The organism is Streptomyces similanensis, from assembly GCF_039543625.1.
Classification (GTDB): Bacteria; Actinomycetota; Actinomycetes; order Streptomycetales; family Streptomycetaceae; genus Streptomyces; species Streptomyces similanensis.
The window spans coordinates 76884-92633 of the sequence record NZ_BAABKC010000011.1 but is presented as its reverse complement, the minus strand read 5'-3'; the positions used below and the strand labels follow the sequence as shown (position 1 = coordinate 92633).

Here is a 15750-nt window from a genome sequence, read left to right as displayed (position 1 = left end):
CGGATGCAGAGGTGTCCGGCGCGACAGAGAAGACGGTGATGATCTCCGCGAACTGATCATGTTGTGGCCGGCCGCACTCGATGACGAGCCATCAAAACGACGTCAACGGAGCGCCGAGGCGGTCGGTCTCCCTTCGTGCCGAGAGAAGGGAAGACCGCACCGTCGTCCCAGTACGCCATCTAGAACGCCAGGTCAGACGGCGTTCGCGACCGAGGAAAACCGCAGTTCAGAGCCCCTTTGCAGCAGGCTCCAGAATCGCCACGCACTCCACATGATGCGTCATAGGAAACAGATCGAACGCCCGCAGTGTCCGTACCCGGTAGCCGCCCTCGCGGAAGTAGGCGAGGTCTCGGGCGAGGGCTGCCGGGTCGCAGGCGACGTAGGCGATGCGGCGGGCGGAGAGGGCGGTGAGGTGGGCCACCGTCTGGCGGCCGGCGCCGGCTCGGGGCGGGTCGAGGACGATCAGGTCGACCTCGGTGATGCCGGTGCGCGGCAGGACCGACTCGACCTTGCCCTGTTCGATGCGCACCCGCGGGAACTCGGCGAGGTTGTGCCGCGCGTCCGTCACGGCCCGCTTGCCGGACTCGATGCCGAGGACGGCGCCCTTGTCGCCGATGCGGTCGGCCAGCGCGCCGGCGAAGAGGCCGACGCCGCAGTACAGGTCGAGGGCCATGTCGCCCTTGCGCGGCAGCAGGCCCTGCATGACCGCCTTGACCAGGGTGTCCGCCGCCTTCGGGTGGACCTGCCAGAAACCGCCGGCGCCCACCCGGTGGGTGCGGCCGTCGGCGCGCTCGCGGACGAAGGGGCGGCCGTGGACGCGGTGGACGCCGCCGGTCTTCTCGTCGACGCGCAGGACCGAGACCGGCTTGTCGAGTTCGACCAGCGGGAGGCGGCCGCCGGGGCGCGGGGTCAGGACGACCTGGCGGTCCTGGGAGCCGGTGGCGGCGATCGCCTCGACCGTCTCCATGCCCGTCCAGTCGCGCTGCTCGATGCCGAGTTCGCTGACGCCCTGCGCCGCGATCATGCAGTGCTCGACGGGCTCGACCTCGTGCGAGCGGTGCCGGCGCAGGCCGGCGTGGCCGGTGGCCGGGTCGATCGCGTACTGCACCCGGGTGCGCCACTGCGGGACCTCGCCCGCGGGCAGCTTGTCGCCCTCGGCCGGCATCACCGTGCCGTCCCAGCCGGCCTCCTCGGGCGTGAGGCCCGCGAGCCGCTTCAGCTGCTCGGCGATCACCTCGCCCTTCAGCCGCCGCTGGGCGCCGGGCTTGGCGTGCTGCCAGTCGCAGCCGCCGCAGCGGCCGGGGCCGGCGTAGGGGCAGGGCGCCTCGACGCGGTCCTTGGACGCCTCCAGGACGCGTACCGCGTCGGCGCGCAGGAAGCGCGCGACCTCCTCGCCCTCGGTGACCCGGGCCACGACCCGCTCGCCGGGCAGCGCGTGCCGGACGAACAGCACCTGGCCCTCGGCGGTGCGGGCGATGCAGTGGCCGCCGTGGGCGACGGGGCCGATCTCGACCTCGTACTCCTGCCCCACCAGCGTGTCCGTCTCCGGCCCCGCCTGTCCCACCTGCGTCTTCTTCGGTTCTGCCTGCATGGTGGGGTGACTCCAGATCGGAAAGCGGGAAACGGCCGGACAACAGCCCACCAGTCTACGTGGGTGTCGTCCGGCCGTTCACCACGAGGCACGAGGCACGAGGCACGAGGCACGAGGCACGAGGACGCCGGCTCAGCTCTTCGACGCCGGTGACTCCTTCGGGCGGTCCTGGGCCGGTCCGCGCCGCACGGCGCCCGGCGCGCTCCAGTTCTGGCGCCTGCGGGCGCGCATCTTGGCCGCCTCGGAGGAGGCGAGCTGGTAGGGCACCGAGGTGACCATGACGCCCGGCGTGAACAGCAGCCGGCCCTTGAGCCGCAGCGCGCTCTGGTTGTGCAGCAGGTGCTCGTACCAGTGGCCGACGACGTACTCGGGGATGATCACGGAGACGGCGTCGCGCGGGGACTCGTTGCGCAGTCCCTTGACGTACTCGATCACCGGGCGGGTGACCTCGCGGTAGGGCGAGTCGAGCACCTTGAGCGGTACGTCGATGCCGCGCCGTTCCCACTCCGCGCGCAGCGCCTTCGTCTCCGCCGGGTCGACGTTGACGGTGAGCGCCTCCAGGGTGTCCGAGCGCATCAGCTTGGCGTAGGCCAGCGCCCGCAGCGTGGGGCGGTGGATCTTGGAGATGAGGACGACGGAGTGCACGCGCGAGGGGCGGACCATGTCGTCGCTGGGGCCCTCGGGGGCGGCGATCTCCTCGGAGACGCGGTCGTAGTGCTTGCGGATCGCCGTCATCGTCGCGAAGAAGATGCACATGCCGAGCAGGGCCACCCACGCGCCGTGGGTGAACTTGGTCAGCAGGACGACGACCAGCACCAGGCCGGTGAGGAAGGCGCCGAAGGCGTTGATGGCGCGCGAGCGGACCATGTGCCGCCGCTTGGTCTCGTCGCGCTCGGCGGCCAGGTGGCGGTTCCAGTGCCGCACCATGCCGATCTGGCTGAGCGTGAAGGACACGAACACGCCGACGATGTACAGCTGGATCAGCCGGGTGGAGTCCGCGCCGTACAGGACGGTCAGCAGGGTCGCCGCGCCCGCCAGCAGGACGATGCCGTTGGAGAAGGCGAGGCGGTCGCCGCGGGTGTGCAGCTGGCGGGGCAGGTAGCGGTCCTGGGCGAGGATCGAGCCGAGCAGCGGGAAGCCGTTGTACGCCGTGTTCGCGGCGAGGAAGAGGACCAGCGCGGTGGCCGCGGCCAGGACCACGAACAGGAAGCTGCCCTTGCCGAAGACGGCCTCGGCGACCTGGGAGATCACCGGGTTCTGGACGTAGCCGGAGCCGAGCGGGAGGCCCTTGTGGATCAGGTCGGTGGCCGGGTTCTCGGCCATGTGGACCTTGGTCGTCATGGCGAGGACGATGATGCCGCAGAACATCGTCACGGCCAGCAGGCCCATCATCGCCAGCGTGGTCGCGGCGTTCTTCGACTTCGGCTTGCGGAAGGCCGGGACGCCGTTGGAGATCGCCTCGACGCCGGTGAGCGCGGCGCATCCGGAGGAGAAGGCGCGCAGCAGCAGGAAGACGAGCGCGAAGCCGGCGAGTCCCTGGTGCTCGGCCTTGATGTGGAAGTCGGCGGTCGGCGCGCGCATCGTGTCGCCGAGGACCAGACCGCGGAACGCGCCCCACGCGATCATGATGAAGACCCCGGCCACGAAGACGTACGTCGGGATCGCGAACAGCGTCCCCGACTCCTTCATGCCGCGCAGGTTCATCAGCGTCAGCAGCACGATCACGGCGACCGCGCAGAAGACCTTGTGCTCGACGACGAAGGGGATCGCCGAGCCGAGGTTCTCGATGCCCGAGGAGATGGAGACGGCCACGGTCATGACGTAGTCGACGAGCAGCGCGCTCGCGACCGTCAGGCCGGCCTTGGGGCCGAGGTTGGTGGTCGCCACCTCGTAGTCGCCGCCGCCGCTCGGGTAGGCGTGCACGTTCTGCCGGTAGGAGGCGACGACGGTGAACATCAGCACGACGACCGCGAGCGCGATCCACGGGCTGAAGTGGTACGCCGACACGCCCGCGATGGACAGGACCAGCAGCACCTCGCCGGGCGCGTACGCCACGGAGGACAACGGGTCGGAGGCGAAAACGGGTAGGGCGATGCGCTTCGGCAGCAGGGTCTCCCCCAGCCGGTCGCTGCGCAGTGCGCGCCCGATCAGAATCCGTTTGGGCACGTCGGTCAGTTTGGACACAACAGAGGATCGTAGGGCTTCGAACTGGGGCTCGCCCACCTGCCACCCGAGATCTGCCTCACGAGTGAAAACGGCGGCGGCCAGGGCGACGGATTCCGCAGGTGAGGGCGTCGCCGTGCCTAGATGGCTGAAATCCCGGCGTTTTCTCCGCCCTCGCCGACACCCGGAGGTCCCATGCCCCCGACCGCGGAGCTAATCGGCGCCGCCGCAGCGCTGCTCGGCCTCGGATTCCTGACCCTGTGGAGCGTGCGCAGCATCACTCGGCGGGGGGCGTCGGAGGCGGAATAGGACGTCTGTCAGTCTCTTTCGCGTGCCGGCGTGCGGCTTCCGGCGGGCGCGTACGGCCGCTCTCGCGCGCGCCTGCGCGGGCCACCGTGCGCGCCCGCGGGAGCCGCCGCGCGCGGGGCGGGTCGCCGGGTCCGCCGAGGCCGGGGACGTGGCCGGGGACGTGGCCGGGGGCCGGCGCGCGGGGCGGGGCGCGTCCGGGATGCGGCACGGGGGTGCCCTCCGCGCACGGGGCATGTGTAGCTTGTCCCTCTGTCTGAGACCCTGATGGGGCTGAGCAGTAGCTATTGACACCGGAAGGACGGTCGTGCACATCGTCATCATGGGCTGCGGGAGAGTGGGTTCCGCTCTCGCCCAGACCCTGGAGCAACAGGGGCACACGGTCGCCGTGATCGACCAGGACCCCACCGCCTTCCGTCGGCTGGGCCCCGGGTTCGGCGGCCGCCGGGTCACCGGGATCGGCTTCGACCAGGACACCCTGCGCGAGGCGGGCATCGAGGAGGCCGGCGCCTTCGCGGCCGTCTCCAGCGGCGACAACTCGAACATCATCTCCGCCCGGGTGGCCCGCGAGATGTTCGGCGTGCAGAACGTCGCGGCCCGTATCTACGACCCCCGCCGTGCCGAGGTGTACCAGCGCCTGGGCATCCCGACGGTGGCCACGGTCCGCTGGACGGCCGACCAGATGCTGCGCCGGCTGCTGCCCTCGGGCGCCGAGCCGCTGTGGCGCGACCCCACCGGCGGTGTCCAGCTCGCCGAGGTGCACGCCTCGCCGAAGTGGGTCGGCCACAAGATCAGCAGGCTGCAGGAGGAGACGGGCGTCCGGGTGGCGTTCCTGACCCGCCTCGGCGAGTCGATGCTCCCGTCCTCGCAGACGGTGCTCCAGGAGGGCGACCTCGTGCACGTGATGATGCGGACGGACGAGGTGGAGAAGGTCGAGGCGGCGTTCGCCGAGGGCCCCGAAGAGGAGAGCGGTCACTGATGAGGGTCGCCATTGCCGGTGCCGGAGCGGTCGGTCGGTCGATCGCGGCCGAGCTGCTGGAGAACGGCCACGAGGTCCTTCTCATCGACAAGGCGCCGACCGCCATCTCGGTCGAGCGCGTGCCGCAGGCCGAGTGGCTGCTGGCCGACGCCTGTGAGATCACGTCCCTGGACGAGGCCGCGTTGCAGCGCTGCAACGTGGTGATCGCCGCGACCGGCGACGACAAGGTCAACCTGGTCGTCTCCCTGCTGGCGAAGACGGAGTACGGCGTCCCGCGCGTCGTCGCCCGGGTGAACAACCCGAAGAACGAGTGGCTGTTCAACGAGGCGTGGGGCGTGGACGTCGCCGTCTCCACGCCGCGGCTGATGTCCGCCCTGGTGGAGGAGGCGGTGAGCGTCGGCGACCTGGTCCGGCTGCTGCGCTTCAGCCACGGCGACGCCAACCTCGTCGAGCTGACCCTGCCGGAGGAGTCGGCGCTGGCCGGCACCCAGGTCGGCGACGTCGAGTGGCCGGAGGACACCTCGCTGGTCACCATCATCCGCGGCACCCGGGTGCTCACCCCGTCCCAGGAGGACTCGCTGGAGGCGGGTGACGAACTGCTGTTCGTGGCCGCGCAGGCCCGCGAGGAGCAGCTGGAGGACCTGCTGTCGGTGCGGCGCGAGAGCCCGCAGGGCTGAGGCCCTTCAGGCGTACGACACGAGGGGGCGCCCGGAGATCTCCGGGCGCCCCCTCGTGTCGTACGGGTCGTGCGGGCGCGGTCGTGCGGGCGGTGCGGATCACGGCGCGGTCGTGCGGGCGGTGCGGATCACGGCGCGTCGTGCGGGCGGTGCGGATCACGGCGCGTCGTGCGGCTCGCCGTCGTGCGTGGCTACGCCTCTCGGCGGTGCCGGCCCGCCGCGGGGCCGTCCGCCGCCGGGCCCGCGCCGTCCGGGGTCTCGCCGGGCTCGGCCGCGAGGGCCGCCTTCCGCTCCTCCTCGGCCTTCTCCTCCGCCTCCATCTCCGCGAACACGTCGATGGGCGGCGGCGCCTTCGCCAGGAACATCCAGGTCAGATAGACCGCCAGCAGGAACGGCGGGATCTTCAGGATGACCAGGACCCAGCCGAGCTGGGTGGTGTCCGCCCACCAGTACAGCGGGAAGAGGATCGCGCACTTGGCGAAGAGGATCACACCCCAGGCCCAACTGGCCTTGGTGTACGCCTTCTTGCGGCCCGGGTTGCGGGTGCGCCAGGAGAGGTTCTCCTTGAAGACCGGGCCGAGGATCAGACCGATCAGCGGCACCCCGGCGAGCGCGGTGACGAGGTACGCCAGGCTCAGCCCCAGGGTGTAGAGCATGCCGGGCAGGTAGAAGTCCTTGGCGTTGCCGGTCATCATCGCGAAGACCACGCCGAAGGCCACGCCGAAGACGCCGCTGAAGGCGTGCTTGACGGTGTCCCGCATCGCCAGCCGGACCGCGACCAGGCCAAGGGAGACCACCAGCGCGGCGATCGCCGACCAGTGCAGGTCCTTGTTGATCGTGAAGATGGTGACGAAGAGCAGGCCGGGCAGGACGGTCTCCACCATGCCCCGCACCCCGCCGAACGCCTCGAACAGCGCGGCCTCCGTCACCGCCCTGGCCTCGGCGTCGGCGGTCGTCTCTTCGGTCGGCTTGTCGAGTGACGTCACGGGCTACTCCCGTCCGAGGGGTCGCAATTCGTACTTGGGGTTGAACAGCACCCGGCGGCCCCGGCTCATGGAGATCCGGCCCGATGCGATCAGCTTGCGCCCCGGTTCTATCCCGACGATGGAGCGCCTGCCGAGCCACACCACGTCCAGGGCGGCGGAGCCGTCGAACAGCTCCGCCTCCAGGGCGGGGACTCCGGCGCGCGGGCGCAGGGTGACCGTGCGCAAGGTACCAGTAACGGTGACGACCTGGCGGTCGTGACAGTCGCCGATCCGGGTGCAGCCGGCGGTCTCGGCGTCCTCCCGCAGCTCCTTGGACTCCAGGTCCTCCTGGGACGAGGAGAGCCGGTCGAGCATGCGCCGGAACCGGCCCACCGGCTTTTCGGAACGCGGAACAGCACTCATATCTGAAGCGTACCGGGGTGTCCCGAGGACGCCGTAACCGCGCTCACCTCTCGAACCGGTAGCCCATGCCGGGCTCGGTGACGAAGTGCCGGGGGTGCGAGGGGTCGGCCTCCAGCTTGCGGCGCAGCTGGGCCATGTAGACGCGCAGGTAGTTGGTCTCGGTCCCGTACGAGGGCCCCCACACCTCCTGAAGCAGCTGCTTCTGGCTGACCAGCCGGCCGGTGTTGCGCACCAGCACCTCCAGCAGGTGCCACTCGGTCGGGGTGAGGCGTACGTCCTTGCCCCCGCGGTTGACCTTCTTCGCGGCCAGGTCGACGGTGAACTGCTCGGTCTCCACCGTGGTGACCTCGTCGTCGCCGGCGCCCACGGGCTCGGCCCGGCGGACGGCGGCGCGCAGCCGGGCCAGCAGTTCGTCCATGCCGAAGGGCTTGGTGACGTAGTCGTCGGCGCCCGCGTCCAGCGCCTCGACCTTCTCGTCGGAGGAGTGCCGGGCGGACAGGACGAGGATCGGCACCCGGGTCCAGCCGCGCAGGCCCCTGATCACCTCGACGCCGTCCATGTCCGGGAGGCCGAGGTCGAGGACGACCACGTCGGGGTGGCGGGAGGCGGCCAGGTCGAGGGCGGTACGGCCGTCGCCGGCGGCGTCCACCTCGTACTTGCGTGCCCTGAGGTTGATCACGAGGGCGCGCACGATCTGCGGCTCGTCGTCGACCACCAGCACCCTGGTCATGAAGCCTGCCTTTCGGTGTGTACGGAGCTGCGCCGCGCGCCCCTGGGGCGGCGATCCGGGTCAGGGGCATCGGGGCCGGGGGCATCGGGGTCGGGGCGGCGGTCCGGCTCAAGGCCGGCGGGTTCGGGGCGGCGATCAGGTTCGGGGCCGTCGGGTCCGGGGCCGTCGGGTCCGGGGCGGGGGCCGGCGGCCCGGACGGTGAGGACCATGGTGAGGCCGCCGCCGGGGGTGTCCTCGGCGCCGAGGGTGCCGCCCATCGCCTCGGCGAAGCCGCGGGCCACCGCGAGCCCGAGTCCGACGCCCGCCCCGCGCGGGGCGTCGCCGTGCCGCTGGAACGGCTCGAAGATGCGTTCCTTGGCCTCGTCCGGGACGCCGGGGCCGCGGTCGACGACGCGTACCTCGACCCGCTCGGCGATGGCGCTGGCGGAGACCAGGACCTGCGCGCGGGCCGGGCTGTACTTCACGGCGTTCTCCACGATGTTGGCCATCGCGCGCTCCAGCAGCCCGGCGTCCACGGCGACCATCGGCAGCGTCTCGGGGACGTCCAGGTGCACGCTGTCCTCGGGCACGCCGCCGAGCGCCATCGGCACCACCTCGTCGAGGTCGATCTCGCGGATCAGCGGGGTGACGGTGCCGGTCTGGAGCCGGGACATGTCCAGCAGGTTGCCCACCAGGTGGTCGAGGCGGTCGGCGCCCTCCTCGATGCCGCCGAGCAGTTCGGCCCGGTCCTCCTCGGACCACTCGACGTCCTCGGAGCGGAGCGAGGAGACGGCGGCCTTGATCCCGGCGAGCGGGGTGCGCAGATCGTGGCTGACGGCGGCGAGCAGCGCGGTGCGGATGCGGTTGCCCTCGGCGAGGGCGCGGGACCGGTCGGCCTCCTCCTGGAGGCGGCGGCGGTCCAGTACGACGGCGGCCTGGGCGGCGAAGGCGGCGAGCACCCGGCGGTCGGAGGCGGGCAGTACCCGGCCGGTGAGCGCGAGGGCCATGTGGTCGCCGACGGGCATGTCCACGTCGGCGTCCTCGGGGCGCTGGAGCGGCCGGTCGGCGCCGGCCCGGCCGGCGCAGGTCCAGGGGTCCACGTCGCTCTGCCGTTCCAGCAGGGCCACCGCGTCCATGGCGAACGTCTCGCGGACCCGCTCCAGCAGTGCTTCGAGGCTGGTGTCGCCGCGCAGGACGCTGCCGGCGAGGAAGGACAGTATCTCCGCCTCGGCGCGCAGCCGGGCGGCCTGGTGGGTGCGGCGGGCGGCGAGGTCGACCACGGAGGCCACGGACACGGCGACGCCGACGAAGATCGCTATGGCGACGATGTTCTTGGGGTCGGCGATGGTGAGCCGGTGCAGCGGGGGCGTGTAGTAGTAGTTCAGCAGGAACGATCCGACGGCCGCCGAGCCGAGCGCCGGGAGCAGTCCGCCGAGCAGGGCCGCCGCCACCGTCAGGGCGAGGAACAGCAGCATGTCGTTGGCGAGGCCGAGGTCGACGGTGTTCAGCAGCAGCCCGAGCAGGACCGGTCCCGCCACGGCGATCACCCAGCCGGACACGATCCGGGCCCGGCCGAGCCGCGCGCCCCGGGCCACGGGCAGGCCGCGTCCCTTGGCGATCTGTCCGTGGGTGACGATGTGCACGTCGAGGTCGGGGCCGGACTCGCGGGCGACCGTGGCGCCGACGCCGGGTCCGAAGACGTACTGCCAGGTCTTGCGGCGCGAGGAGCCCAGCACGATCTGGGTGGCGTTGACGCCGCGCGCGAAGTCGAGCAGCGCGGCCGGTATGTCGTCGCCGACCACGTGGTGGAAGGTGCCGCCCAGGTCCTCCACCAGGGTGCGCTGGAGGGCCAGCTCCTTCGGGGAGGCGGAGGTCAGCCCGTCGCTGCGGGCGACGTAGACGGCCATGACCTCGCCGCCGGCGCCCTTCTCGGCGAGGCGGACGGCGCGGCGGATCAGGGTGCGTCCCTCGGGGCCGCCGGTCAGGCCGACCACGATCCGCTCGCGCGAGCCCCAGATCCGGGAGACCTGGTGTTCGCTGCGGTAGCGCTTCAGGTACTCGTCGACCCGGTCGGCCACCCACAGCAGGGCCAGTTCGCGCAGTGCCGTGAGGTTGCCGGGGCGGAAGTAGTTGGACAGGGCCGCGTCGACCTTGTCCGGCTGGTAGATGTTGCCGTGCGCCATGCGGCGGCGCAGCGCCTCGGGCGACATGTCGACCAGCTCGATCTGGTCGGCGCGGCGGACGATCTCGTCCGGGACGGTCTCGCGCTGCCGTACGCCGGTGATGGACTCGACGACGTCGCCGAGGGACTCCAGGTGCTGGATGTTGACGGTGGAGACGACGTCGATGCCGGCGGCGAGCAGGTGCTCCACGTCCTGCCAGCGCTTGTCGTTGCGGGAGCCGGGGACGTTGGTGTGGGCGAGTTCGTCCACGAGGGCGACGGCGGGGGCGCGACGCAGCACGGCGTCGACGTCCATCTCGGTGAACGTGCCGCCGCGGTGGGTCAGCTCGGCGCGGGGCACCTGTTCCAGTCCGTGCAGCATCACCTCGGTGCGCGGCCGGCCGTGGTGCTCCACGAACGCGACGACGCAGTCGGTGCCGCGCTCCACCCGGCGGTGCGCCTCGGAGAGCATGGCGTAGGTCTTGCCCACGCCGGGTGCCGCACCGAGGTAGATCCGGAGCTTGCCGCGTCCCATGGCCTCATTGTCTTCCGTCCCGACTGTGCACGCTGCGACGACCCTACGGCCGGCGATCGGGACAAAAGACGCCGTACAGGGGGTGAGCTGCGGTCCTTGACGCATCTCTGACGGCGGCCGGCCGAGGCGACGGCGGGCGCCGCCGGGCCTGCGGGAGGGGACGACGACCTGCGGGGCCGGTGCGGGTGCGAGTCGGGGTGCGAGTCCGGGTCCAGGTGCTGGTGCTGGTGCGAGTCCGGGTGCGGTCAGTGTTCGACTATCTCGCCGTCGCGCAGTTCCAGGACGCGGTCGGCCAGGCCCAGCAGGGTCGGGTCGTGGGTGGCGACCAGAGCGGTGACCCGGCGGCTGTGCACGACGGCCCGCAGCAGCTCCATCACGGCGAGACCGGTCTCCGCGTCCAGCTGGCCGGTGGGTTCGTCGGCTATCAGCAGCGCCGGGTCGTTGGCGAGGGCGCGGGCGATGGCCACGCGCTGCTGCTGGCCGCCGGACAGCTCGCCGGGCCGCTGCCCGGCGTGGTCGCCGAGGCCGACGAGGGACAGCAGCAGCTCCACCCGCTCCTCGCGCTCGCGCGCGGCCGCGCGCCGCATCCGCAGCGGCACCCCGACGTTCTCGGCGGCGGTGAGGATCGGGATCAGCCCGAAGGACTGGAACACGAACCCGACGCGGTCGCGGCGCAGCGCCAGCAGACCGTCCTCGCCCAGCCCGGACAGGTCGTCCCCGTCGACCTCGACGCGGCCCCGGTCCGGCTCGTCGAGCCCGCCGACGATGTTGAGCAGGGTGGTCTTGCCGGAGCCGGAGCGGCCCTTGAGGGCGACGAGTTCGCCGCGCGGCACCTCGAAGGAGACGCCGCGCAGCGCGTGCACCGCGCCGGCGCCCTGTCCGTAGGACTTGTGGACGTTCTCGACGCGCACCATCGCCTCGGTGACGACCTGGCTCATGGGTCCCTCCCCCGTCGTGCTCCCCCGTGGACCGGGCGCCGGTATCGCCACCGGCGTCCGTCCGTTCAATCCTCCAACGCCCGCCGCCGCGCCATGGTTCCACCGCCCACAAGGACAGCCGGGACAGCAGGGCCGTGGACGGCGGAGGCGGGCAGCGGAAAGGGCCGCGCTCCACGGAGGGCGCGGCCCCTGTGCTGTGCGGCCGGGCCGCCCGGCCGGCCGCTCACGGTCGAACGGTCAGCGCACCTCGGTGATCTCCGGGCCGCGCTGGAGCTGGCCCATGCCGCCGGAGAAGCGGGACTGGCCCTCCTCCTGCTGTACGCCCTCGGGGACCATCTGCGCGTCGTTGGGCAGCTTCAGGACGATCGGGTCGCGAGGCGCCATCGGGCCCTCGCCGCGGACCACGACCGTGTCCCGGAAGATCTGCTCCAGCAGTCCGGCCGCCTGCGGCTGCACCGCGCCCTGGCCGGAGATCACCCCGCGCAGGAACCAGCGGGGGCCGTCCACGCCGACGAACCGCACGACCTGAAAGCCGCCCGTGCCGTCCGGCAGCTGCACCGGGACCTGGGCGCGCAGCTCCCAGCCCAGCGGTCCCTCGACCTCGTCGATGATGCCGCCCTGCTGGGTGATGCCGGTGCCGATCTCCTCGCGCACCTCGCCCCAGATGCCCTCGCGCTTGGGCGCGGCGAATGCCTGGAGCTGTACGGCGCTGTCCCCCAGGACGACGGTCGCCGCGACGATCGCGTCGCCCGCGACCTCCACCCGCAGCTCCATGCCGTCGACGCCGGGCACGAACAGGCCGCCCAGGTCCACCCGGCCCTCGTTCGGGTCTCGCACCTCGGCGCTGTCCCAGGGCCCGTCGGGCCGCGGTTCCGGCTCCAGGCGCACCCGCTCGCGCTCGCCCTCGTCGTCCGCCTCGGTGTCGACGCTGTCGACGACCTGCTCGGCCTCGCCGGCCGCGTCCTCGGCGGCATCCTTCTTCTTGCGACGTCCGAACACGTCACTGTCCTTCCCGGTCGGATACGACCGAAGCGTATCTATTCCCACCCGCCTGACCGCCGTTGGCGGCCCGACCGCTTGTGCCGCTCACGCCGTCCACGGCGGCGTGGCCACCGGTGGACCCGAAGCCCCCCTCGGCCCGCGCCGAGCCGGGAAGCTCCGCCACCTCCTGGAAGCGGACCCTCTCGACCTGCTGGACGACCAGTTGGGCAATCCGGTCGAAGCGCTCGAACCGCACGGACTCGCGCGGGTCGAGATTCACCACGATCACCTTGATCTCCCCACGGTACCCGGCATCAACCGTCCCCGGGGCATTCACGAGGGCGACACCGCAGCGGGCGGCGAGACCGGACCGGGGATGCACGAAGGCCGCGTACCCCTCGGGGAGCGCGACAGACACTCCCGTGGGCAGGACGGCGCGCTCGCCGGGCGCGAGTTCGCACGCCTCGGTGGTGCGCAGATCGGCGCCCGCGTCGCCGGGGTGCTCGTACGCCGGAAGCGGGACGTCGGGGTCCACGCGCCGGATCAGCACGTCCAGGGGCGGGCGGCCGCCGGGGTGCGCGGCGCTCACGGGTTCACCTCGAAGGCGCGGGCGCGGCGGATCTGGTCCGGGTCGTCCATGGCGGCCCGGATCTCCTCCTGGCGGCCGTGGTGCACGAAGTGGTCGACCTTGACCTCGATGAACAGGGCCTGCGCGCGCACGGCGACCGGTCCGTCGGGGCCGCCGACGCGTCCGGTGGCCCGCGAGTAGATCTTCCGGCCGGCCACGGCGGTGACCTCGGCCTCCAGGTACAGGGTGGTGCCGACCGGCACCGGCCGTACGAAGTCGGTCTCCAGCCGTCCGGTGACGGCGATGGTGCGCAGCAGCCAGTTCAGCGAGCCGAGGGTCTCGTCCAGGGCGGTCGCCAGGAGCCCGCCGTGCGCGAGGCCGGGGGCTCCCTGGTGGGCCGGCTGCACGGTGAACTCGGCGGTGATGGCGACGCCCTCGCCGGCGCGGGCCTGCAGGTGCAGTCCGTGCGGCTGGTCACCGCCGCAGCCGAAACACTCGCCGTAGTGCGCGCCGAGGAGTTCGCCGGGCGCGGGCGCGTCGGGATGCCGTACGGGCCGGACGGCGTCGGCGGGGGGCTCAAGAGCTGCGGGACTGGCACTCACAGGCGCAGACCTTACCCGCGCCTGCGGGTATCGCCGACACCGTGCCAAGCTAGCTTCATGCAGCTCTCCGCCCAGCCGTACGAAGAACGTCTCACCGCGCCCCGTTCCTGGTGGCTGATCAGCTTCCTGGTCGGTGTCTCGTTCGCCTTGATCCTCTTCCCCTTCGGCATCCTGCCGACGCTCGGCGGGCTGGTCGGCGGCACCGCCGCGGCGGCGGTCGTGGCCAGCTCCTACGGCTCGGTGCGGATCCGGGTGGTGGGCGGCGATCTGATCGCGGGCGAGGCGAAGGTGCCGGTGACGGCGCTGGGCTCGGCGGAGATCCTGGACGCTGAGGAGGCGCGCGCCTGGCGCACGCACAAGGCCGACACCCGCGCCTTCCTGCTGCTGCGCGCCTACATCCCCACGGCGCTGCGGGTGGAGGTCACCGACCCCGCCGATCCGACGCCGTACCTGTACCTGTCGACGCGTGAGCCGCAGCGCCTGGCGGACGCCCTGGTGGCGGCCCGGGCGGCGGCGAAGCCGGAACCGGCGTAGGCGCCGGCGGGACGCCGAGGGGCCGGGGCGCCCGCCCGCCTTCAGGCGGGGTCGTCGTCGCCCAGCTTCAGCGGGGTCTCGGGGGCGTCCAGGGGCGGCAGCGCCGGCAGGGCGTCCCAGGGGACCTGGATCTTGCGCAGGTCGGCTCTGACGCGGCCGACGAGTTTCCTGGTGTCGCGCCGGTTGATCACGGCGCCGACGGCGGCGCCCACCAGGAAGGGCATCAGGTTGGGCAGGTCGCGCACCATGCGCTTCATGATCTGCTGGCGCAGCCGGCGTTTGGTCTGGCCGCCGAGGGCGGCGTCGATCGTCATGGGCTTGCGCACGTCGATGCCGCGCTCCCCCGACCAGGAGGAGAGATACGCGGCGCTGCGGGCCTTGAGCGGCCCGGGCGGCCGTACTCCGTAGACCTCGTGCAGCTCGGCGATGAGCTTGAGCTCGATCGCGGCGACCCCGGTGATCTCGGCGGCCAGTTCGGTCGGCATCGCCGGCGGCACCGGCAGCATGGCGGCCGCGCCGATCCCCGCTCCGACCGAGGACGTCGCGTTGGCGGCGCCGGCCACGAGTTTGTCGGCGAGCTGTTCGGGGCCGAGGCCCGGGAACTGCCGGCGGAGCGTGTCGAGGTCGCGTACGGGCACGCGCGGGGCGATGTCGATGATCCGGTCGGCGAGGTGGGACAGCGCCGACCTGGCGAGGCTGCCACCGCGGCGGACGCCGTTGAGGGCGGCTTCGCCGGCCCTGCCGCCGAGCGCCGCGACGCGGCGTCGGGCGAGGGGCGCGGGCCGTTCCGCCGAGGCGGGGTCACCGCGCCCGGACACCTGTTCGAGCGAGGCCGATCCCGTTGCCGTGGCATCCGTCCGGTCGGACGGGTGGGATGGGCCTCGCTCGTGGTCACGCGCGCCGTAGGGGCCGTCGGACGGCCCCGGGTCCGCCTTCCCGCGTTTCCCGCGGGTCGAGCGGCGCTTCCAGGGAGGGGTCGAGCCAGTCACGGCCGACCCCGCCTCAGTCGCAGTCGCGGCAGATCGGCTGGCCGTTCTTCTCGCGGGCCAGCTGACTGCGGTGGTGCACCAGGAAGCAGCTCATGCAGGTGAACTCGTCCTGCTGCTTGGGCAGCACCCGGACGGCCAGCTCCTCGTTGGAGAGGTCTGCTCCGGGCAGTTCGAGGCCCTCGGCGGCCTCGAACTCGTCGACGTCCACGGCGGAGGTCGACTTGTCGTTCCGCCGGGCCTTCAGTTCTTCAAGGCTGTCCGAGTCGACGTCGTCGTCGGTCTTGCGTGGGGTGTCGTAGTCGGTTGCCATGTCGCTCTCCCCCTCTGGGTGTCTGCGGTGTCTCCAGCGCACGTAACGCGTGAGAGGCCGGACTTGTGCCCGACCTGAGGCGGAGATTTTGCCTCACATCAAGGTCTGTTACTCAATCGACACCCAACCGATCTCCTCAAGAGTGATCGGCTTGGATGGCGATGGGGACCGTACACGGTTCGAATGCCGCAGTTCAAAGCGGTCTCACCGTGTACTTCCCGTGATCAGGGCCCCCGAAAACCCGGATTTTCCCGGCTTTCCGACCCCTTCCATGATCACGGAGAGTAGATGGCCGGAAAACCGCCCATGTGATCGATCG

At 72.1% G+C, this 15750-nt stretch carries 15 protein-coding genes; 3 read left to right on the top strand and 12 right to left on the bottom strand.

What is annotated here, in order from left to right; genetic code table 11:
• Positions 1-226: 226 nt before the first annotated feature.
• Complete coding sequence (locus tag ABEB07_RS03715) at positions 227-1591, bottom strand: class I SAM-dependent RNA methyltransferase (protein WP_345666992.1); 1365 nt, start codon at positions 1589-1591, stop codon at positions 227-229.
• A gap of 132 nt (positions 1592-1723) precedes the next feature.
• Positions 1724-3775, bottom strand: coding sequence for an APC family permease (locus ABEB07_RS03710; protein WP_164588994.1), 2052 nt, complete (start codon positions 3773-3775; stop codon positions 1724-1726).
• A 592-nt stretch (positions 3776-4367) separates the two neighbouring features.
• Here ABEB07_RS03710 and ABEB07_RS03705 point away from each other — a divergent pair.
• Together ABEB07_RS03705 and ABEB07_RS03700 are read left to right on the top strand one after the other, a co-directional pair.
• On the top strand, positions 4368-5039 hold the full coding sequence (locus tag ABEB07_RS03705; RefSeq protein ID WP_164589317.1) for a potassium channel family protein: 672 nt from the start codon (positions 4368-4370) through the stop codon (positions 5037-5039).
• A complete protein-coding gene (locus ABEB07_RS03700; protein ID WP_164589318.1) occupies positions 5039-5716 on the top strand; it encodes a potassium channel family protein in 678 nt (225 codons plus the stop codon). Before ABEB07_RS03705 ends, ABEB07_RS03700 begins: the two co-directional genes overlap by 1 nt.
• Positions 5717-5907: 191 nt before the next feature.
• Here the strand turns inward: ABEB07_RS03700 and ABEB07_RS03695 are convergent, their stop codons facing one another.
• From ABEB07_RS03695 to ABEB07_RS03660, 8 genes are all read right to left on the bottom strand, one after another.
• A complete protein-coding gene (locus ABEB07_RS03695; RefSeq protein ID WP_345666991.1) occupies positions 5908-6702 on the bottom strand; it encodes a DUF3159 domain-containing protein in 795 nt (264 codons plus the stop codon).
• 3 nt (positions 6703-6705) lie between these two features.
• Entirely contained in the window at positions 6706-7104 is a 399-nt protein-coding gene (locus ABEB07_RS03690; RefSeq protein ID WP_164581680.1) for an OB-fold nucleic acid binding domain-containing protein, read from the bottom strand.
• Positions 7105-7147: 43 nt separating this feature from the next.
• On the bottom strand, positions 7148-7834 hold the full coding sequence (locus ABEB07_RS03685) for a response regulator (RefSeq protein ID WP_176150850.1): 687 nt from the start codon (positions 7832-7834) through the stop codon (positions 7148-7150).
• Positions 7831-10509, bottom strand: a complete 2679-nt coding sequence (locus tag ABEB07_RS03680; RefSeq protein ID WP_345666990.1) for a sensor histidine kinase — start codon at positions 10507-10509, stop codon at positions 7831-7833. The genes ABEB07_RS03685 and ABEB07_RS03680 overlap by 4 nt, the downstream gene beginning before the upstream one ends.
• A 245-nt stretch (positions 10510-10754) precedes the next feature.
• Positions 10755-11447: an ABC transporter ATP-binding protein gene (locus ABEB07_RS03675; protein ID WP_345666989.1), complete on the bottom strand. Its 693-nt coding sequence runs from the start codon at positions 11445-11447 to the stop codon at positions 10755-10757.
• Positions 11448-11684: 237 nt separating this feature from the next.
• Positions 11685-12446 (bottom strand): DUF3710 domain-containing protein, encoded by a 762-nt coding sequence (locus tag ABEB07_RS03670; protein ID WP_164581673.1) that lies wholly within the window; start codon positions 12444-12446, stop codon positions 11685-11687.
• 1 nt (position 12447) lies between these two features.
• The gene (gene dut / locus ABEB07_RS03665) at positions 12448-13017 is read right to left on the bottom strand and encodes a dUTP diphosphatase (protein WP_345666987.1); all 570 of its coding nucleotides are present in this window, start codon (positions 13015-13017) and stop codon (positions 12448-12450) included.
• Positions 13014-13598, bottom strand: a complete 585-nt coding sequence (locus ABEB07_RS03660; RefSeq protein ID WP_345666986.1) for a PaaI family thioesterase — start codon at positions 13596-13598, stop codon at positions 13014-13016. Before ABEB07_RS03660 ends, dut begins: the two co-directional genes overlap by 4 nt.
• 57 nt (positions 13599-13655) lie before the next feature.
• Here ABEB07_RS03660 and ABEB07_RS03655 point away from each other — a divergent pair, with 57 nt between their 5' ends.
• On the top strand, positions 13656-14132 hold the full coding sequence (locus ABEB07_RS03655; RefSeq protein WP_345666985.1) for a DUF3093 domain-containing protein: 477 nt from the start codon (positions 13656-13658) through the stop codon (positions 14130-14132).
• A gap of 41 nt (positions 14133-14173) precedes the next feature.
• Here ABEB07_RS03655 and ABEB07_RS03650 read toward each other — a convergent pair whose 3' ends face one another.
• Both ABEB07_RS03650 and ABEB07_RS03645 read right to left on the bottom strand, forming a co-directional pair.
• Complete coding sequence (locus tag ABEB07_RS03650; protein ID WP_345666984.1) at positions 14174-15121, bottom strand: hypothetical protein; 948 nt, start codon at positions 15119-15121, stop codon at positions 14174-14176.
• A 13-nt stretch (positions 15122-15134) separates the two neighbouring features.
• Positions 15135-15431, bottom strand: a complete 297-nt coding sequence (locus ABEB07_RS03645) for a DUF4193 domain-containing protein (protein ID WP_005481602.1) — start codon at positions 15429-15431, stop codon at positions 15135-15137.
• Positions 15432-15750: the final 319 nt, after the last annotated feature.